The organism is Sphingomonas sp. AC522 (assembly GCF_979258125.1).
This window is the reverse complement of the sequence record NZ_OZ409836.1, coordinates 2,691,581-2,711,412: the sequence shown is the minus strand read 5'-3', so window position 1 is coordinate 2,711,412 and position 19,832 is coordinate 2,691,581. Positions and strand designations below refer to the sequence as shown.

The window sequence follows — 19,832 nt, the reverse complement described above, 5'->3', positions numbered from 1 at the left end:
TGTGTTGGCACGCGACTATCCCGCGATCGCCGAGGGCTATGCCCGCGACGTAACGAAGGGGAAGATCTCAGCCGGGAAATCGATCCGGCTGCAGTGCCAGCAATTCCTGGAGGAGCTGAAGCGGCAAAAGTCGAAGGACTTCCCGCATCGGTTCGACGGCGACGCCGCCGCGCGGGTGTGCCGCTTCATCGAGATGATGCCCCATTCCAAGGGGAAGTGGGCGCGGCAGAAGGAGACCCTGCGGCTTGAGCCGTGGCAGATCTGGATCCTCTGCTGCACGTTCGGATGGTTGAGGAAGCGCGACGGCCGGCGGCGATTCCGCGTGCTGTTCGTCGTGGTGCCGCGCAAGAACGGGAAATCGGCGCTCTCGGCCGGCATCGGACTCTACATGCTCTGTGCCGACAAGGAGTTCGGCGCCGAGGTCTATTCGGGGGCGACCAACGAGAAGCAGGCGTGGGAGGTCTTCGGCCCGGCCCGGCTGATGGCGCAGCGGACGCCGGCGCTGCTGCGCAAGTTCGGCGTGGAAGTGAACGCTCGATCGCTGGTTCGCATCGACGACAACAGCAAGTTCGAGACGATCACCGGCGATCCCGGCGACGGGCAATCGCCCAGCTGCTCGATCCACGACGAGTATCACGAGCACGCCGACGACGGCCAGATCGACACGATGCTGACCGGCATGGGCGCACGCGACCAGCCCCTGCAGGTGCTGATCACGACTGCCGGCGATAATCTTGCGGGGCCCTGCTACGCGCGGATCCACGACGAGCGGAAGAAACTCGCGGGGATCGGCCGCAATGGCGGGCCAGCGCTGGACGACGACGAGACCTTCTTCGTCGAATATTCGATCGACGAGGGTGACGACTGGAAATCGGAAGCCGCGCTCCGGAAGGCCAACCCGAACTTCGACGTTTCGGTCAGCGGAGACTTCCTCCGGGCCCGGCAGCGCGACGCCGTCGCGGTGCCGCGCAAGGCGGGCGTCTTCAAGACGAAGCACCTGAACCTCTGGGTTTCGGCGAAGGCGGCATATTTCGACGTCGAGGCCTGGCGCAAATGCCAGGACCCCGAGATCCCGATGCGCGCCCTGGACGCGATCGAGCTCGAGCAGCTGCGCGGTCGCCGCTGCATCGCCGGGCTCGATCTCGCGTCGAAGGTCGATATTGCGGCGCTCGAGCTGTTGATCCTGCCGATCGGCGAGAAGGCGACGCGTGACGATCCGTATATCCGGATCGGCTTCTACTTCCTGCCGGCGGAGACGATCGAGAACGTGCCGGCCTATCAGGCGTGGGACGCGCTCGGCCTGCTCAACGTGACCGACGGCAACATCATCGACTATGACGAGATCCTGGAAGTGCTGCGCCAGGTGCGCGCTCACTTCCAGCTCGAGCAGGTCGCGTACGATCCGCACCAGGCCACGATGATGGTCACGACGATGGTGAAAGAGGGCTTTCCCGTCCTCGAATACCGCCCGCTGGTGCTCAACTTCTCCGAGCCGATGAAGCAGCTGGATGCGCTGACGCGCTCGCTGGGGATCCGGCACGGCGGCTGTCCGGTGATGGAGTGGGAGATCTCCAACGTCGTCGCGGCGCCGGACAAGAAAGACAACGTCTACCCCAACAAGCCGACCGGCCAGGGGCATCTGAAAATCGACAACCCGGTGGCGCTGATGAGCGCCTTGGGCGTCGCCATGAACCAACAGGAGGAGCCTATGGCCGCATCGCCGTGGGATGACCCCGAATTCAGCATGAGCGGCGCAGCGTGAGGCTTTGGCCGCGCCGTGCGCCCGAGGAGCGTAGCGTCAATCCGCTCGAGAACCCGGCGGTCCCGCTCAGCGCGAGCTATGACGAAATCCTGTCGTTCTTCGGCGTGCACGGCGGCGGCAACGCGCAGCTGCCGCACGTCTCGATCGAGAGTGCGCTGGAGCAGCCGGCGGTCATCGACGCTGTCGGTTTCCTCTCGCGCACCATGGCCGCCCTCCCGCGGCACAGCTACCGCAAGAAGGAGGGCAAAGCCGAACTCGCCGACGGATCGCTGCAAATGCTCGTCAACGAGGCGCCGAATGCCGAATGGGGCAGCTTCGCCTTCTGGCAGTATTTCTGGCAGCAGGTTTTCACCGGCGGCCGCGGTTGTGCGTGGATCGAGCGGGTCGGCCCGCGGATCGCCGGTTTGTGGCCGATGGATCCCGACTATACGACGGTTCGGCGTCAGGGCGGCCGCAAGATCTACCGCTTCGAAAGCAGGGATTATCCGTCCGCCGACGTGATCGACGTGTCGTGGATGCTCCGGCGCAACCAGATCGACGTCTACAGCCCGATCCTCAAGAACCGCCGCACGATCGGCCTGGCGATGGCCATGGACAACTTCGCGGCGGGCTTCTTCGCCGGCGGCGGCATCCCGCCAATGGCGCTCGAGGGGCCGCTCCCGCAGGGCGTCGATGGCTTCAAGCGCGCGACGAAGGACATTCAGCGCGCGATCGATCTTGCGAAGGAAGCCGGCCGCGCGTTTTTCGGAATGCCGCCGGGCCATTCGCTCAAGCCGATCGGCATCGATCCGGCGAAGGGCCAGATGGTTGAGGCCCGGCTATTCCAGACCCAGGAGATCGCGCGGATCTATGGCCTGCCACCTGTCTTCCTCCAGGATCTGAGCAAGGGCACCTTCAGCAACACCGAGCAGCAGGATCTGCAGCTGGTGAAACACCTGATCGCGCATTGGGCAAAGGCTCTCGAGGACGAGCTCAACCTCAAGCTCTTCGGCCAGCGCCGCCGCACGCAATGGGTCGAGCACAATCTCGACGCCCTGCAGCGCGGCGACTTCAAGAGCCGGATCGAGGCGCTCGCGCGCGGCGTGAATTCCGCGCTCATCACGCCGGACGAGGCCCGCGGGCTGGAGAACCGGCCCGCAATGCCCGGCGGCGACCAGCTTCTGATCCAGGGTGCGACCGTGCCCCTCACCATGGCCGGGAAGGTCAAGCCTTTGCCCGCGCCTACCGAAAATCCAGATGGAGAACCGTCGAATGACGACGCCGGCAACAAAGAAGCCGCCTGAGGGCGTTGAGCTCCGCACTGTAGCGACGCCGCTCGAGCTCCGCGCCGCTGCGACCGCGGACGAGGGACGCACTGCGGCCGGATACGCCGTGCTCTTCGATGTGAAGACGAGCATCGGGAGCTGGTTCACCGAGACGATCCGAGCTGGGGCGTTCGTGAAGTCGCTGCAGGAGCGCGACGTGCTTGCGCTGCACAGTCATGACTGGGGCCGGGTCGTGGGACGCACTGGCGCCGGCACGCTCACAATCCGGGAGGACACCAAGGGCGTAGCGTTCGAGAACGCGCTCCCCGACACGAGCGACGGGCGCGATCTGGCCGTTCAAATAGACCGGAAGGACATCCCGGGCATGTCTTTCGGGTTCCGCTCGGTGAAGGAGGAGTGGGACGAAACGGTCGATCCGCCGCACCGGACTGTGATTGAGGCCGAGCTGTACGAAATCACCTACACGGCCATCCCCCAATATCCGGACACCGAGGTGGCGATGCGATCGCTCGAGCACGCGCGCTCCGAGCGCCGCGATCACAACAAGACTGCCGCGAGCATCCGCATCTCGCAGCGCCGCGCCCGCCAGGCACAAGCCGAGCGCGGCATCCGCTGAATTTACCCGGCGTGAGCCGGAGGTGGCAGGCCAGCAGCAGCTGCCCGCCCTGGTCGCCCGCTCCGGCGGGCTTTTCTATGCCCAGGAGGCACCATGACGCTCAAGGAATTGCAGGAAAAGCGCGACAAGCTCGTCGCGGACGCGCGCGCCGCGCTCGGTGAGATCAACAAGAACACCGACGAGGCCCGCACCAAGGAACTCGAGGATCGCCACGACGCGATCATGGCCGAGCTCGATGCGCTCGACGCCAAGATCAAGCGCGAAGAGCGCGTCGCAGCCGCCGAGGCCGCTCTCGAGCAGCGCGCTGCCGCTGGACGCCCGATCGGCCCGGATACCAATGGCGAACAGCGCCAGGAGCAGGACGGCGCGATCACCTATCGCTCGGCTTTCTACAAGATGCTGGCGGTTGGCGGCGATCCGAGCGCGCTCAGCCAGGAAGAGCGCTCGATCCTGCGCGCCGGCGCTAACACCGACGCCGATATGCAGCAGCGCATGCAGAGCGCCGGCACGACCACGGCCGGCGGCTTCACGGTGCCCACCGAGCTCGCCACCTTCATCATCAAATCGATGAAGCTCACCGGCCCGATGTATGATGGCGACATCGTCACCGACATCACCACCTCGGGCGGCAACGGCTTCAAGATCCCGACCGTCGATGACACTGGCAAGTCGGGCGCCCGCCGCGACGAAGGCGGGGCGATCACCGACGATGGCGGCGAAGACGTGGTGTTCGGGCAGAAGTCGCTCGACGCTTATATCTTCGACACCGAATTCCTGCGCATCTCGATGGAGCTGCTCGCGGATTCGGCGTTCAACGTCGAAAGCCTGATCGGTGGGCTGCTCGGCGAGCGCCTCGGGCGCATCGCCAATCGCGAGCTGACCACGGGCGACGGCGTCGGCGACCCGAACGGTGTCGCCACCGCTTCCGCTCTCGGGCATACCGCGGCTGCCACGGCGGCGCTCACGTTCGACGAGATCATGCATCTCGAGCACTCGGTCGATCCGGCCTACCGCGCCAGCGCGAAGTGCGCTTTCATGTTCAACGACTCCACGCTGCTCGCGGTGCGGAAGCTGAAGGACAGTGAGAACCGCTACATCTGGCAGGCCGGGAACGTGCAGCAGGGCGTGCCGGCTACGATCAGCGGGCGCCGCTATCACATCAACCAGGGCCTGGACTCGCTGGCGGCAGCGAAGAAGGTCATGCTGTTCGGCGATTTCGCCCAGTATTACGTCCGCAAGGTCGGTTCGCCGGTCATCGGCGTGCTGCGCGAGCGCTTCTGGCCGGATCTCGGCATGGCGGGCCTCATCCGCTTCGATGGCGAGCTCGGCAACACCGCCGCAGTCAAGCACCTGATCACCGCCGCAGCGTAAGCTGTAGCGATTTCAGCATGGGAGGCGGGTCCGCGAGGATCCGCCTCTTCTGCAAGGGGCAGGTGCGCCTGCCTCCTGCAGAGGAGAAGCCCGATGTCCAAGAAGAGCACTGCGGCACCGAAGCGCGCCGCGAAGCCTGCCGCGTCCAAGCCCGCCCCGCCCCCAGCGGGCGGGCCCGCCGTGACCGATCCAGTCGCCACGGTGGAGCCGATCGTGACCGAGCCGGTTGCAGCGGTCGAGCCCGCGGTCGAGCCCACACCGGCCCCGGCGGTGATCGAAGCGCCATTGGCCGAGAATTACGAGGTCCTGCCCGATCTTGTAATCGACGCGGACGGCAAGGCGACGATCCGCATGCTCGCGAGCCTCTCCGGTCCGGAGATCAACGTCAACGCGCGTCAGCCGTATCGTTGCACTCCCACGGAAGCATCGCGGCTCATTCGTGCCGAGCTCGCGCATCAGCCGCTCGATTGGCTCGAACAGCAGGCGCGCGGCTGATCATGCTGAGCTCGCCGATCGTCATTATGCCGCCGGCGGCCGAGCCGATCGAGCTCGAGGCCGCCAAGGCGTTCCTGAAGATCGACGGCGATGCTTCCGATGCCGATGTCCAGATGATGTTGGCCGCGGCGATCGCGGATCTGGAGGGGGCAACCGGTCAACGGCTTATCACGCAGACGGTGAAAGTGCTCGCCGATCGCTTCGGCGATCTTGAGCATTTCCACGTCGGGCCGATCCAGGCCGTCACCGGGATCACCTACCAGGATGCCGCCGGCGATACGCAGACGCTATCGGCCGACGTCTATGAGCTATTTGGTGAGGGCCTGGAGCAGGGCGTGCGGCTCAAGGTCGGCGCGAGCTGGCCCTGGACGCGCGCAGCGAAGGGCGCGATCGCGGTCACGATGACGGTCGGCCATGGCGCCGCGGGCGCCGACGTGAAGAGAAACCTGGTCTGGGCGCTCTACGCGCTGCTGCGCGGCAAATACGACAACACGGCGGTTTCGATCGAGCCGCTGATCGTCAACGAGCGGATCGGCCTGTGAAGCCGCTCCGCACCGAGGATCTGAAGCACAAGCTCAAGATCCGCCGATCGACGCCGACGAAGGACGCCAAAGGCGGCCGAAGCCTGAGCTGGGCGACGATTGCCGAGCCCTGGGCGGAGGTGCTCGGGATCAACGGCCTCGAATCGGTGATGGACCGGGTGCTTCAGGGCGTCTCGTTCTTCCGCATCCGCATTCGTTGGCGGGACGGCATCCTCACCGGCGACCAGGCCCAGCATGGGGCGCTCGAGCTCAATATCACCTCGGCGATCGATCCGGACGGCAAGCGCGAGCAGCTCGTGATCCTGGCGAATACCGGTGGGGCGTTGAAGACCAGCTGATGGCAGGGCGGCAATCGCGGGTCGATGGGCTCGCCGACACGCTTTCGCTTCTCGATGGCTTTCCGGAGGCCGCGCGCGAGGAGCTCGCGGTTGAGATGGGGATTATCGGCCGGGAAGTACTGGCCGCTCAAAAGAGTGACGCGGCCGAGGCGACGGGCGAGCTCAAGGCGGCGTTGTCGTTGCAGCTGCTGCTCGATCGGCTGAAGGTTCGGATCGGCCTCTTCCGGAGTGGCACTGGCCGCTCGAATTCGCGCTCGCGCAATGTATTCGTCGGTCGCCTCGTCGAAGGCGGGCGGCGGGCCCAGACTGTGATGGTCACGCGCCACATCAAGAACCGGAAGCTCCGGGGCAATAACAAGAACGGCAACACCCGCCGCACGATTCTGGCAGGCAAGCCTTACAAGATGCGAGTGCCGGCGATGGCCGCGCGGCCCTTCGTGGCGCAGCCGATGCTGCAGGACGCCGCCGAGCTTCACCTCTCCGAATATTGGAGCAAGGTGCTCACCCGATCGGGAGCTGGGGCATGAGGGTCGATCTGCTCTCGCCGACTTCCGACGGCATTTTCGCGCTGCTCGACGCCGCGATCCAGGACGACGACGTGGAGGTTGCGACCAACCCGACGCCAATCGAGCCCGGAGATACGAGCGACAAGCGCTTCGTCCTGCTCGGCGACATCGACAGCGAGGATAAGGGCGGGAAAGACGAGCAGCTGGAATTGCTGAGCGTCCAGATCGTGGTGGTTTACCGCGGCACGCAGCGCTCCGAGCTCCACGCGCTGATGCACAGGGCTGTCGCGGCGCTCGAAGGCGCAACACCGGTGATCGCGGGCGTGGAGTTTGGCGAGATCACGTTCCTCGGCTCCGCGTCCAGTGCGGCAGCCAGCGACGGCATCACGCATGCCGGCATCCTCGAATTCGAAATCTACGCAGAGCCGGCATGAGGCCGGAAAGGAGAAAATATGGGCACGGAATACGGTAAGGAATGGCGGCTCCACATCGGCGACGGGGCGGGGCCGGAAGTGTTCGCGCCGCTCGGCGGCGAAGGCACCTGGAGCTTCTCGCGCTCGTCCAAGGAAATGGACACGAGCTCGAAGGACGACGGCATGTACGACACCGCGACCTTCGGGAAGCAGAAGATCGCGATCAGCGTCAGCGGCGTCACCAAGCTCCCCGATGACGGGCTCGAGCTTGCGTTCGACAAAGCCAAAGCGTTCCCGCCCGAGGCGAGCTTCAAGCTGCTGAAGGGCGCGGTCGTGAAATACGCCGGCAAAATGGCGATCGGCAACCAGAAGCTCGACGGCCCCAAGGATGCTCCGGTGAGCTGGTCGTTCGACCTGGTTGCCGCGGCCGCGCCCACCACTGACGATCTCGGCGCCAGCGCGTGAGCGATGTCGCCGGGGGCCTCGTTGGCGAGGGCAGTGACGCCCTCGCCAACGAGGAGCGGGGCGAGGATCAACTGCGCCTCGGCCGGAAGTCCCATCTGCTGCGCCCGTCCTATGAGGCGATCAAGGCCGCGGAAAAGAAGACGGGTCTCGCTTTGCTCGAGATGGTTGGGGCCGGTCACGTCGGCCGGCTCTCGGCCGAGCAGCTGGGGATCATCGCCGCGGAGTTTATCCGCGCCGGCGCGACCAGCGACCTCGGAAAGCGTGTCGATGCGGACCGCATCGGCGAGCTGATCTACGAGCAGGGCATCCCTGCCGTGACTTCGCGCCTCACGCTCGTCCTGGTCGATGCCGCTGCGGGCGGGAGATTGGCTTCGGGGGAACGCAAGCCGGTAGCGGAGAACCCGGAGAGCTGACGCTCCCCTACCGGCAAATGAGCGGCATGATGATGGACGCGTTCCATTGGTCGGCCGACCAATTCTGGTCCTCGACCCCGCACGAAGTGTGGGCAGTGATCGAAGCGCGCGAGCGGGCCGTGAAGGCCGCATCGCGCCCCTGAGCGAACGACGGAGGCCCGATGGCACGAGCCAGCACGCCCAAGGGACTGTTTCTCAACGTCTCGGGCACCGTCGATCCGCTAAAGCAGAATTTGAAGGCGGGCAGCAGCGCGCTGATCGAATTCGCGGGCAATGCCGAGCGCCAACTGCAGGCGGTCGAGCAATCCCTGGTCAGCCTCGGCTCCGGCAATGCCGGCGCTGCGGCGAAGCAGCTCACTGCGAACTATTCGAACGCCTTTCGCGAGATCCGCCGCAATGCCGAGCAAGTGCTGTCGGCGGACAGCGGTGCGGGTGCGCTCCAGATCCTCAACGCCAATGCAGCTCGTGAGGCGGCAGCGGCGGCCGAAAACCGCGCCGCGGCAATGCGCGTGGTGGCGGACGCCGCACGCGCCGAGGCAGTGGCCCAGAGCAGCAGCAACGCCGAACTGACGCAGTACGCGGCTGCGGCGATCGTCGCGGCGCGTGAATCCGAAGACTATGCCAACGCGCTGCGCGCGCAGGCGAACACGCTGACGGCCGTCGAAGGCCGGATGGGTGCGATCGTGCCTGTCGGCAAGCGCGTCACCGAAATGAGCGGGCAGGCGAAAGCCGGCATGCAGCAGCTGGGGTTTCAGCTGGGCGACGTCTCGCAGCAGTTCGCGGCCGGGACGAGCGCCGCAGTCATCTTCGCGCAGCAATCGGGGCAGGTGCTGCAGGCGATCCAGCTGATCGCCGGCGAATCCAAGCTGATGTCCGGCGCGATGAGCCTGGCGCTCCCGACCTTCGCCGCTTTGCTGGTCGCCGCTACGCCATTCGTGGCCAAGCTTTTCGAGCAGAACGACGCACTCCAAGAGGGCATCGACAAGCTCAAGAAGGACGCCGAGGCCACCCGCATCTCGGACGCAGCGCGCCGGATCTTCACACGCACCCTTGAGGGTCAGATCGAGGCGCAGCGTAAGCTGAACGAGGAGATCGAGCGCGGGCTGAAAAGCCAGCGCCAGGCCGATCAGCAGAACCTACGCACCGCCCAGCAAGGCGTGATCAACGGCGAAAGCGGGGTGGAGCTCGCGCGTCGGAAGCTCGCAGCGGCCGAAGCCCGTCTCGCTAAGGCACAAACTGGCAGCGGCTCTCTGGCGAACCCTGACGCCGCCCCCGGCGTGCTCGCCGAAGTCGGGAAGGCTCGGGCCGAAGTCGAAGCGCTGAAAAGGGAGGTTGCCGACGCCGAAACGTTGCTCGCAAGGGCAAAGACAGGGGTTCAACTTTCAAAGATCGCTCTGGCACAAACGCGCGCGGCGGAGCTGAGCGACGAGCGCAAAGCGACCGAAGGTAAATACCAGGATCTAATCGATGCCGAGAATGCTGCTGCGACGCTTGCGGCGCGCCGCGGACAGCAGGTGGATGATGCCGCGCTCGCCCGTCGCATTGCTAATCTTGAGATACTGAAGAAAAAAGAGCTCGAGAACATCCAGAAGCGGGAGCAGGCTGAGGCCTCGGTCGCGCGTGGGAGCGTCACCCCTCGCTCGGTCGGCAAGCTTCTCGAGGACAAGTTCGGCGGTACGATCACGTCGACCACGGGCGGTAAGCACGTCAAGGGATCGGACCATTATCGCGCTCAGGCCGTGGACTTCGTGCCGAAGGGCGGCATGGGCTCGACGACCAAGGCCGAGATCCGCGCATATCTGGAAGGCCAAGGCATCTCGATCCGGCAATTGCTCGGGCCCGGCGACAAGGATCACAACGACCATTTCCACGTCGCGTTTAACAAGACGCAGCGGAGCCCCGACGAGGTCGGGCGATCGCAGGAGGCGGCGCGCAACCGCGAGTTGGGTGAAGAGATCAGCTACGTCAACGAAGCTCGGCAGGCCAAGAAGCGCCTGCTGGACGCTTTGGAGAGCAGCGCTTCGACCGAAGAGGCGAAGTATCGGCTCTCACTCGAAGAGATCGATGCCGAGGCCGCGTCGCGGGTCGAGCGGTTTAATCTGCTCGAGCAGCAGGGGAAGCTGAAGAAAGAACAAGCGGATGTGCTCCGCAACGCCACCGAGGCCACGCGGGCCGCGCTGATCGATTCCGCCTGGCAGGATCGCATGAAGAAGGCGGCAGAGGCCGGCGAACAGGCCGTCGATGCCGTCGTCGAGATATGGCAGGACCGCCGCGAAATGGCCGGCGACGAATTGCGCGGGCAGATATCAGTGCTGCGGCTGCAGGAAGGCCTGGCCGTCACGACTTCGGACCGGCACCGCCTCGCGCTCGAAATCCTCGCGCTCGAGCAGAAAGCGCGGCGCCAGGCCCTGGAGAATATCAGGGACAACGCCAAGGAGAAGGCGGAGCGCGATCACGCGTCGGCCGAGCTCAAGCGCCTGCCGCAGATCGAAGGGCTTGAGCGCGAGCAAACGGACCGGCAGTTCAGCGGGCATCTGGAGCGCTACCGAGATCAGCTGCTCGAATCGACTTCTGACATCAACGGCGCGTTCGAGGATGTCGCAGTGCGCGGCTTTGGCGCGATGGAGGAAGCTGGCGATCGCGAGATCGCGAACCTGTTGAAGCTTGAAGGCGCCGTCGGCGACTTTGTCGAAAGCGCGATCGCGGACTTTGCGCGGCTAGCGCTGCACCAAGGCTTTTTGCAGATCCTCAGCCTTCTGGGCATCGGCACCGTTACGCCAGGCTCGGGCTTGCTCAAGACCGGCCTCGGCGCTGCAGCCGCCGGCGTCGGCGCGGGGGCGATTCCGCGGCGCGCCGGAGGCGGCAAGATCATCGGACCGGGCACCGGGACGTCGGACGGCATATTGGCGCTGATCGACGGGCGCGACCCGCTCCTGGTCTCGAACGGCGAATCGATCGTCACGGCTGAGGCGACGCGGCAGTTCTGGCCGCTGATCGATGCCATGAACAAGGGCCAGCTCCGGGGCCTGGCCGATGGCGGTATGGTCACACCGCAGCTGCCGAGGATCCCGAGCATCTCATCTGTTGGCGACCTCCATCCGAGAGCGCAGGGCGGGAACACGATCGAAGTGAAGCAGAGCGTCACGATCGCCGGCAGCGTTGATCTTGCCACGCGCAGCGAAGTCGCCCGCGTGGCGGAGGCCGTGCACGTCGCCACGCTCAATGCGGTGGCCGAAGCGAACAGGCGAGGAGCTTAGCTTGGCTGATCTCGAATGGCCTGTGGGCCTCTCGCCTTTTCGGATGACGCATTACCTGAAGCCGCATGTCGGCGGAGCCGAAAGCCCGCTGACGCGCACCCGCAAGCGCTATGGCCTCTCGGCGCCGCAATGGATGTGCCGGATCTCGGTGCGCGGCGTAGCGGTGGAATTTGGCGGGCCTAAAGCGCTGATCCCGCCGCAGCTCGACAGCCTGATCATTCGCATGAACGGCGGTCTCAACCGGATCCGGCTCTGGGATTTTCGCCGCCCCTATCCGGTCGGGCTGCGCCGCTATTACCGCCAGTTCGCCGGGCAGACCTACACGTTCGGCGGGGGCGAGACTTTCGGTCTGGGCGAGCGGTTCATCATTCCGGCCGAGGCAGAGCCCTTGAACGAATTTGCGGCCGCAGGCGCGAGGACCATCGTATTCGCCGGTTTCGTGCCCGGCGAACGCGTCTTCAACATCGGCGACTATTTCGGCGGCGACGGGCGCACGCACATGATCCACGACGATGCCACCGCCGACGTGGATGGCCGCGCGGCCGTCACCTTCGATCCGCCGCTTGCGATCGACCTGCTGCCCGGCATGGCGATCACGATGCGGCCGACCTCGCCGTTCACGCTGACGAACGAAGACGCGGGCGCAGCCGAGGAAGTCGTGGGCGAGGCCGTGATCTATTCGCTCGACTTTGCCGAGGATCTGTCGTGAGCGGCCGGGATCTGCCGCCGGAGCTCGCAGACGAGATCGCGGCGCCGGCGCTCCGGCCCTTCCTGGCAATCCGGATCGATACACCCGATCCGGTCTATGCCTGGACCGGCAAGGGCTCGATCGCTTTCGACGGCATCACCTGGACCGGGGTGCACGGCATCGCCTCGATCGACACGATCGGGGAAACGACCAGCGGATCGGCCGCGGGCGTGAAGGCCACGCTCAACGGGGTTCCAAGCGAATTCGAAGGCGATCTGGCCGACCAGGCCGTGCGCGGGTGCGGCTACTCGCTGCACATCGGTGCTCTGGACGAGACATTTCGCGCGGTGCGCGGCTTCAAGCGCGTCTGGAAAGGCACTCTGCAGACCTATGTGATTAGCGATACCGGCGATACGCTTTCGGTGGCCGCCGGCGGCGAGAGCCGAATGATCGACCAGCGCCGGCCGGCGATCAAGCGCTTCACCGATGCATGGCAGCAGCGGAAGCGGCCCGGCGACCGATTCTTCGAATTCGTGCCGCGCATGGCTGAGATCTCGATCCTGTGGGCGAAGGCCAGCCAGTCCTCGCTGTGATCGATCCCGACTGGAACCGGCATTGCGGGGATCTGTGGCGGGCAAATGTGAGGGAGGCGACGGGCAGGGACATCTGCGCGATCGTCGGGCCGTCACCGAGGCGGCCGCGCGACTGGTGCGCGATGATGCGCCGGCTGGGCGTGCGCGACCTGCATGGAGTCGTTTCCGCGGTTCATGGCCCGGCGATCGACAGGCGGCAGTGCCGGCGCGGCGATGTGGTCCGGAAGGGCTGGGTGATGGGCATCTGCCGCGGCGAGCTGGCCGAGTTCTTCGGGGGCGTGATGCTGCCGATGGCCGAGATAGACGCCGCTTGGCGAGTGACGGGGTGGACGGCGCATGGGTAAGGTCGTTGGCGCGATAGCGAGTATTGCGGTTGCGGTCGGCATTTCGCTGCTGGCGCCCTATCTCGCGCCCGCGGTAGCGGCATTCTTGGGCACGAGCGTGGCCGTTGCGACCGCACTGGTGTCAGTAGGGCTTTCGCTCGTTGCGGGTCTAGCGATGATGGCGATCGCCGGGAAGCCGCGAGCGGCCCAGCCCCCACCAATCAATTTTCGCCAATCGATCAGCAATAGCTGGATTGTGATCGGCAAGCGGCGTGTGGGCGGGCTAATGGTGTTCTTTCACCCGCGCAAATCGGGGAAAGATCATTTTCGCTACTTCATCTTTGCCTCGGCCGGGCATCGCTGCAAGGGCGTGGTGCGCTGGTATCTGGGCGACGAAGTCGTCTCGGTCGATGGATCCGGGAAGGTCACCTCGGGCAAATATGCGAACAATGCCTGGCTGTGGTTCGGCCGCGGCCGCGGCGACATTGACGAGACGCCGGCGGGCTGGCGATCGGAGACCGGCGGAAAGTGGACCGTCGAGCATGTCGGTTACGACGTCGCGAAGATCTACGCCAAATTCAAGCTGACCGATGCCGTTGTCGAAGCGGGCATGCCGAGCATCTCGGCCGAGGTCGAAGGGGCCGATGAGATCCGCGACCCGCGCGACGGCTCGACGGGCTACACCAATCTAGCGACGCCGGCGTTCTACTGGTGGATGCAGCTGCCGCGCGAGGAAGGCGGTTTCGGCGCAGTCGCCGACGAGATCCCCGACGACGACATGCTTTCGGCCTGGACGAACGTCTGCGACGAGGACGTGCCGCTGGCGGGCGGCGGGACGGAGAAGCGCTATACCTATGACGCGCTGATCGAGACCGGTGCCGAGCCGAGCAAGATCCGCGAAACCTTCCAGACCTGCTGTGCGGGGACGTTCGCGGCGCCGGGAGGGGTCTTCATGCTGCGCCCGGGTTATTGGGTGCCGCCTTCGGCAACTTTGCTCGAGCAGGATCTGGCGGGAGGCATCAGCGTTCCCCTGCTCGACGATCCTCAACGCTATGCGACGGAGATCAGCGGCACCTTCATCGATCCCGCATCAGGGTATCAGCCCCAGCCGGTGCCGGCACGGTCGATCGTCTCTACCGACATTCGCCAGGCCGACGCCGATCTGGCCCACGTCACCAGCCACACGCGCGGACAGAGGATCCTCGAGATCATGCTGCGCCGAGCGCAATGCGAGAAGCGGGTGACCTGGCCCATGAATATCGCCGGTCTCGAATTGCAGGCGATGCAGACCGTCCAGTTGGCGACGGCGCGCTACGCGCTGAGCAACTACGCATTCGTCGTCGATTCGTGGGATCTGACATCAGACTTCAACATCAAGCTCGGCCTCCGCGAAGAGAATAGCGAAGTCTATCATTGGGCCCCGGGGATGGAGCACTCCAAATCTGGAGTAGCGGCGCCCGCCGTGGCTGACGAAGTGACGCCGAGCTCGGAGATCTCGACGATCATCCGCAACGCCTATGTGTTGGCCGACGCGGACCTGCTCGTCGGCGAAGATGCCGGCGACGGGACCGGCACGATCACGATCGCCGATCACAGTTGGGACTATCCGAACAAGGATACCAACCTCGATCGAGCCGGGGGCACGATCACCGGCGTCGATCTGGGCACCCGCTATTACGTCTATTTCGACGACGACACGCTCGCCGACGCGACGCCGACCTATCTGGCGACGAAATCCTATTCGGAAGCCCTCAACAGCAGCGCAAACCCCTTCCGGCACACTTTCGGCTTCGTCGACGTGCCCGGTACCGGCGAGCCGCCGACGACGGGCGGCGGCGGGGGCGGGGGCTATTGCGTCACCGAAGACACGCCGATCCTGATGGCCGACGGATCGAGCAAGCCCGCGGGCGAGATCGCGATCGGCGACCTGGTGTGGACGCGGCACGAGATCACAATGCTGTGGGGGGCGTTCGCGGTCAGCGCGGCCGAAACCGTGCCGAGCGGAGATGTGTTCGAGGTGACGGTGCGCGGCCGAACGCTTCGCGCGACCGGCGATCACATGATCTGGCTCAACCAGGGCTGGCGCGCGCTGCGGCAGATCGGGACGCCGGCTGCGCCCGCGAACGTCGTGAAGCTCACCGTCGATCAAGCCCACACCTACGTCTCGAACGGCCTGCTTTCGCACAACATCAAGCAAGTCGAGCCCGATCTGGGCTCCTGAAGATCAAAGGAATAGCGATGAACGAACTGACCGACATCCTTCGGGATGGCCGCAACGTCGACATGCCTGGTCTGCGCAAATGGCTCGCCGAGAATTTGGGCCGAGTCGACTCGGCGATCTCGATGCTGGTGCTCGGCATGGTCTCGGTTTTCAAGGACACCCGCGCGCACCTCAACGCCGATCTGGCGCATGCGGCGGGGACAATCGCGTGGACCTATGCCGACGCAACCGAGGCGTATAACGACCTCTCGATCAAAGTTGGCGGTTCGGGATCGGGATCTTGGACGCATACGTCGATCCTTCACGACGCGATCGCGGGGCTTGCATCGGGCTATCTGGCCGACGCCGAGGCGGCCGCGGCCAGCATCGCCGCGGCGGTGGAGCAGCTTACGAGCAATGCCGCTGCGATCACCGTCCACGATCAGATCCTGCAGGACATCACGTCGCGGACGCCGATCGAGGTTGGCACGCCGCGCTATGACTCTTCGTACTACGTCTCGCCGATCTTTTTCGAGTGGGCGATCGGGCTGAGCAGCCCGGGCACGGTTCCCGAGGGAGTGTTGCTCGCGGGCGTGAAGACGTGGCTGTATTACACCGCCGACGTCGATCGCATCGAAGCCCGCCTGTTTAGCCGCGCTGCCGACAGCGAGGACCGCGATGCGGCGCCGGAACAGGCCGAGGACGTTGCGGAATGGTCGAGCTGGCAGAGCATCGATGTCGCCGATATCGGTTTCCCCGCCGAGGAATTCGGGACCTGCCGCTGGCTCTCGCCCGAGGGGCAGGCCCCGAACACGCTGGGACGCGCGTTCTACCTGCGGGTCCGCGCCTTCGACGCAAGCAACGCCCGCGTTGCGATCGGCAGCAACCAGGGCGGGGAAGTAGGCGGGGCCAATGGGCCCAAGCTCGAGCGGGGGTTTTTTCGGAACGGCGCCGCAGATGCGGCCTGGTCGGCCCTCGGCACGTCGGACCATAGCTCGCTGGCGGTGGCTGCGATGAGCTACCAGTATAGCGTCGCCGGTGCAGGTGCGTTCAGCGGGGCGGATCGCCTCAACAAGGATTATACGGCGCGGGTGCATTCGCGACCGGTGCGGACCGTTCAAAGGCCGACGGCGCAATATAACCTGCTCGTGGTCAATGGTCAGTCGCTCGGCGCGGGTGCGGAGACGTGGCCTGCGCTTTCGATCACCAACCAGCTTGGCAATCTGACGCTCGGCAGCAATGTCCTGCCCGGGGTGCCGCAGGACGACACCTATCAGGTCTTCGGCGGATCGGCGACGTTCCAGCCGCTGGTCGCGAAGACGGTAATCAACCAGACCGAATATAATGCTGCGGCGGAGGCGGCTCTGCCGCCGGGATCCCCTGCCTATGGCGAGCCGCCCAATCATGGCTGGGTCAACGGCGCCAAGGCGTTGCTCAACGATCGACTGTTCGTCGAAAACGACACGACCCGCCGCTTCGTGACGGTCAACGTTTCAACCAGCGGGCAGACGATCGGCGCGATCACAAAGACGCACACCGAGGGGACCACCGAGTTTTACGGCAAATATACCGACGTGCTCAGCAAGGTTGACGCGGCCGCGGGCGCATCGAGCTGGACGGTGGCGGGCCTGGCTTGGATGCAGGGCGAGTTCGACGCCTATCTCGACCAGGGCTCAGAGAACGCAACCTATCCGCTCTACAAGGCGGCCTTCGCCGATATCGTGAACGACATGCAGGCCGATGCGATCGCGGCGAGCGGTCAGGCCAAGCCGCCCGCGCTACTCACCTATCAGCCGGCGCCGTCGTTTGCGCACGACGAGGATGCAAACGGGGTCAAGGGCCAGCATGTTGCAATGGCGCTGCTCGATCATTCGCTGGCTAGCGATACGGCGTGGATGGCCGGGCCGGTCTACCCGGTCACCGACAAGGCCACGCATCTCGACAGCAACGGCAGCCGCCACTTCGGCCATCAGCTGGCCAAAGTCTGGGATCACGTCGTCGCCGGCGGCCACGACTGGCAACCGCTCCGCCCGATCAAGATCAGCCGCGGCAGCGACAACCAGAGCATCCTGATCGACTATCATGTGCCCTGCCCACCGCTGGTGTTCGACGCGCCCTACAAGCTGAGCGCGACCGAGACGCTCGCGGCCAAGGGTTTCCGCATCGAGGATGACGCCGGCGCAGTCGCGATCGCGTCGGTTCAGATCGTCGCCGACACGGTGATCCGCATTGGACTGGTGCGCGAGCTGGCGGGCGAAGATGACGATGTCAGGATCTGGTATGCCGGTTGGCTCACCAGCCAAGGCTACGGCATGGTCCGCGACAGTGACCCGCGGGTGGCGACCGACAAATATGAATATGTGCCGAGCCGGGGAATGTACGCCGCGGCCAATATCGCGGCGCTGGTGGGCAAGCCCTATCCGCTTTGGAACTGGTCGGTGCAGTTCTTTTACACGCTCGGCATGAACCAGCGCGACGCGTGACGATGATCTCGAAGTCGGTGACCGCCAACGGCGTGCTGGCGAGCGGCACCGCCGGGGCCGACGTAAAATTCAAACTCACCTGGGGCTGACCCGTCCGCGATCCGCCGGCGAGCCGCCGGCGCAATGGAGTAAAACCTATGGATGCTGGCCTTATCCAGAGCCTCCTAGCGCTTGGGCCTGGCGGCATCATGTGCGGCCTGCTGCTGTACCGCGACAAGCTCGATCGCGCCGATCGGAACGTCGCCGCGACCACGCGCATGCAGTTCGACAAGGATCGCCTCGAAGTCGACAAGGGCATCGCCGCCGCGCTGATGGCCCTTGCGATGAAGATCACCGGGAAGCCGTTCGATGGCGACACGCGCTAATCGCGGCGCGCTCGCAGTGCGGATCGCCGCTAGCCTGCTCGAACAGGCGTGCGTCGATGCCGGCGCCATTCTTTTTCACGATGATCGCACGCCTAGGCCGCGGCGCGAGCGCACCAGGAGCAAGCGATGACCTATGACCGCGGGAAGCTGCGCCTTGAGCTCGAGCGCGACGAAGGCCTTCGCCTGAAGGTGTACCGTTGCACCGCTGGCAAGCGTACGATCGGCATCGGCCGCAATCTCGACGATGTGGGGATCCGCTTGGCCGAGGCGAAGCAGCTGGGAATCACCGTCGATTCCTGCGTGAAGCGCGGCATCACCCGCGAGCAGGCTTTCGAGCTGCTCGATCACGATATCTTCCAATGCGAGCTCGGGCTCGATCGCACCCTGTCGTGGTGGCGCAGCCTGGACGACGTTCGCCAGCGCGTGCTGCTCAATATGTGCTTCAATCTCGGGCTGCAGGGGCTCCTAGGATTCAAGAACACGCTCGCGATGATCAAGGGCGGGCGGTTCGCCGATGCCGCCGCGGGCATGAAGAACTCGGCCTGGCACCGCCAGGTTGGCGCGCGCGCCCTTCGCCTCGAGGCAATGATGACCAGCGGCCGCGCCTGATCTCTCCCAACGAAGGAACGCCGATGAAGAAGATTCTCATTGCGCTCGCGCTTGCCGCGAGCCTTCCCGCCTGCACGCCCCCCCAGTCCTCCGGCGCGATCGCCGTGAAGGCGACAATGACGCTCGACCAGGCCGAGGAGCGCTATGCGCAGGCGAAGGCCTTTATCGACTTCGCGCGGCCGATCCTGCCGGCGCCGGCGATCGCGCGCATCGACGCGATCGTCGCGAAGCTCGATGCGGCGTTCGCACGCGCGCGCTCGACCGTGACCACGATCGAGCAGATCGAGGAGATCGGCGCGGCGCTCATGAAGCTCGAGACGGTCACCGCCGACTAGGCCGACGACGCGGGACGAGCCTCAGCCGACCTGCCGGCAGGCTCCACCGGCGCACCATGCGCCAATCGATCAGTGGGCGCGGATAGGCGCCGCGCAGCTCGAACTCGTCCCGGCGCTGCCTGCTCGGGCTGTGCCCTTTGGCTACCGAGCGGCACGAAAAGAACATCGCGACGGCGATATCCTTGCTGCTCTTCGGCCGGGTGCCCAAGGCCTTCGCCGGGAGGATCAAGCAATCCCGCGCGCCGCAGCGGCGGCACGGGAAGCGCTCACGCGCCTGATCGAACTTCATCGACCAGCCACGTTCCTTGAAGGTCGTCCAGATTATGCCCTCGATCGTGAGACCGCGGCAGCAGCGATAGCACCACAACCGCAGGTCGAAGCCGGCGCGGTCGATGTCGAAAATCGTGTTGAAGCGCATGCGCGCTGTGAGAACACACACAGAACATCGCACGCAAGCGCGGACGCTTGTGGATAGCGGGGACCGCGTGGCATAGCGGCGGGGGCTGATCTGACGTAGCCGTAGGGTCAGCACCGTGGCCGCGGTTCGAACCTGGAGGGCACCGGCATTTGCCGGCTGTCCTGCGAAATAGAATACCTTCGGGAAATACGCAGGGCGCGTTTCCTCCGGGTTCACGCGCGGCTAAGCACCCGGTTTCGGGCGCCAGCCGCGCGTGAGCTCTCGTCCCATTTTTTAATTCAACCGATCTAGGTAAGTGAAGCCGTATTCGCCCAGATGCATGCGCCGCCAATGTCGAGCGATCAGTATGGCGCCGAATTGGCAAAGGTGCGGGCG

The 19,832-nt window shown here is 65.4% G+C and carries 21 protein-coding genes; 20 read left to right on the top strand and 1 reads right to left on the bottom strand.

Annotation, left to right across the window (positions count from 1 at the left end):
* Position 1 precedes the first annotated feature (1 nt).
* From ACZZZM_RS13525 to ACZZZM_RS13430, 20 genes are all read left to right on the top strand, one after another.
* Positions 2-1,762 (top strand): terminase large subunit, encoded by a 1,761-nt coding sequence (locus ACZZZM_RS13525; RefSeq protein ID WP_463595608.1) that lies wholly within the window; start codon positions 2-4, stop codon positions 1,760-1,762.
* Positions 1,759-3,045, top strand: a complete 1,287-nt coding sequence (locus ACZZZM_RS13520) for a phage portal protein (RefSeq protein ID WP_463595607.1) — start codon at positions 1,759-1,761, stop codon at positions 3,043-3,045. The genes ACZZZM_RS13525 and ACZZZM_RS13520 overlap by 4 nt, the downstream gene beginning before the upstream one ends.
* Entirely contained in the window at positions 3,014-3,643 is a 630-nt protein-coding gene (locus ACZZZM_RS13515; RefSeq protein WP_463595606.1) for an HK97 family phage prohead protease, read from the top strand. The genes ACZZZM_RS13520 and ACZZZM_RS13515 overlap by 32 nt, the downstream gene beginning before the upstream one ends.
* Positions 3,644-3,736: 93 nt before the next feature.
* Complete coding sequence (locus ACZZZM_RS13510) at positions 3,737-5,014, top strand: phage major capsid protein (protein ID WP_463595605.1); 1,278 nt, start codon at positions 3,737-3,739, stop codon at positions 5,012-5,014.
* Positions 5,015-5,107: 93 nt separating this feature from the next.
* Positions 5,108-5,509, top strand: a complete 402-nt coding sequence (locus ACZZZM_RS13505; protein ID WP_463595604.1) for a hypothetical protein — start codon at positions 5,108-5,110, stop codon at positions 5,507-5,509.
* Positions 5,510-5,511: 2 nt separating this feature from the next.
* Positions 5,512-6,051 (top strand): head-tail connector protein, encoded by a 540-nt coding sequence (locus tag ACZZZM_RS13500; RefSeq protein WP_463595603.1) that lies wholly within the window; start codon positions 5,512-5,514, stop codon positions 6,049-6,051.
* Positions 6,048-6,389, top strand: coding sequence for a head-tail adaptor protein (locus tag ACZZZM_RS13495; protein WP_463595602.1), 342 nt, complete (start codon positions 6,048-6,050; stop codon positions 6,387-6,389). The genes ACZZZM_RS13500 and ACZZZM_RS13495 overlap by 4 nt, the downstream gene beginning before the upstream one ends.
* Complete coding sequence (locus tag ACZZZM_RS13490; protein ID WP_463595601.1) at positions 6,389-6,916, top strand: hypothetical protein; 528 nt, start codon at positions 6,389-6,391, stop codon at positions 6,914-6,916. Before ACZZZM_RS13495 ends, ACZZZM_RS13490 begins: the two co-directional genes overlap by 1 nt.
* Positions 6,913-7,329: a tail completion protein gp17 gene (gp17, locus tag ACZZZM_RS13485; RefSeq protein WP_463595600.1), complete on the top strand. Its 417-nt coding sequence runs from the start codon at positions 6,913-6,915 to the stop codon at positions 7,327-7,329. Before ACZZZM_RS13490 ends, gp17 begins: the two co-directional genes overlap by 4 nt.
* An 18-nt stretch (positions 7,330-7,347) precedes the next feature.
* Positions 7,348-7,773, top strand: a complete 426-nt coding sequence (locus ACZZZM_RS13480; RefSeq protein WP_463595599.1) for a phage tail tube protein — start codon at positions 7,348-7,350, stop codon at positions 7,771-7,773.
* Positions 7,770-8,186 (top strand): hypothetical protein, encoded by a 417-nt coding sequence (locus ACZZZM_RS13475; protein WP_463595598.1) that lies wholly within the window; start codon positions 7,770-7,772, stop codon positions 8,184-8,186. Before ACZZZM_RS13480 ends, ACZZZM_RS13475 begins: the two co-directional genes overlap by 4 nt.
* 161 nt (positions 8,187-8,347) lie before the next feature.
* On the top strand, positions 8,348-11,443 hold the full coding sequence (locus tag ACZZZM_RS13470; RefSeq protein WP_463595597.1) for a hypothetical protein: 3,096 nt from the start codon (positions 8,348-8,350) through the stop codon (positions 11,441-11,443).
* Between the two features lies 1 nt (position 11,444).
* A complete protein-coding gene (locus ACZZZM_RS13465) occupies positions 11,445-12,152 on the top strand; it encodes a hypothetical protein (RefSeq protein WP_463595596.1) in 708 nt (235 codons plus the stop codon).
* Complete coding sequence (locus ACZZZM_RS13460; protein WP_463595595.1) at positions 12,149-12,724, top strand: hypothetical protein; 576 nt, start codon at positions 12,149-12,151, stop codon at positions 12,722-12,724. Before ACZZZM_RS13465 ends, ACZZZM_RS13460 begins: the two co-directional genes overlap by 4 nt.
* Complete coding sequence (locus ACZZZM_RS13455) at positions 12,721-13,068, top strand: DUF6950 family protein (protein WP_463595594.1); 348 nt, start codon at positions 12,721-12,723, stop codon at positions 13,066-13,068. Before ACZZZM_RS13460 ends, ACZZZM_RS13455 begins: the two co-directional genes overlap by 4 nt.
* Positions 13,061-15,268, top strand: coding sequence for a Hint domain-containing protein (locus tag ACZZZM_RS13450; protein WP_463595593.1), 2,208 nt, complete (start codon positions 13,061-13,063; stop codon positions 15,266-15,268). Before ACZZZM_RS13455 ends, ACZZZM_RS13450 begins: the two co-directional genes overlap by 8 nt.
* Before the next feature lie 17 nt (positions 15,269-15,285).
* A complete protein-coding gene (locus ACZZZM_RS13445) occupies positions 15,286-17,730 on the top strand; it encodes a hypothetical protein (protein ID WP_463595592.1) in 2,445 nt (814 codons plus the stop codon).
* Positions 17,731-17,867: 137 nt separating this feature from the next.
* Entirely contained in the window at positions 17,868-18,095 is a 228-nt protein-coding gene (locus tag ACZZZM_RS13440) for a hypothetical protein (protein WP_463595591.1), read from the top strand.
* A 126-nt stretch (positions 18,096-18,221) separates the two neighbouring features.
* The gene (locus tag ACZZZM_RS13435) at positions 18,222-18,704 is read left to right on the top strand and encodes a glycoside hydrolase family protein (protein WP_463595590.1); all 483 of its coding nucleotides are present in this window, start codon (positions 18,222-18,224) and stop codon (positions 18,702-18,704) included.
* Positions 18,705-18,727: 23 nt separating this feature from the next.
* Positions 18,728-19,039, top strand: a complete 312-nt coding sequence (locus ACZZZM_RS13430; protein ID WP_463595589.1) for a hypothetical protein — start codon at positions 18,728-18,730, stop codon at positions 19,037-19,039.
* On the opposite strand, the gene ACZZZM_RS13425 is transcribed toward ACZZZM_RS13430, so the two are convergent.
* Positions 19,026-19,457, bottom strand: a complete 432-nt coding sequence (locus ACZZZM_RS13425; RefSeq protein ID WP_463595588.1) for a hypothetical protein — start codon at positions 19,455-19,457, stop codon at positions 19,026-19,028. The two genes, ACZZZM_RS13430 and ACZZZM_RS13425, sit on opposite strands and share 14 nt — an antisense overlap.
* Between the last annotated feature and the right edge of the window lie 375 nt (positions 19,458-19,832).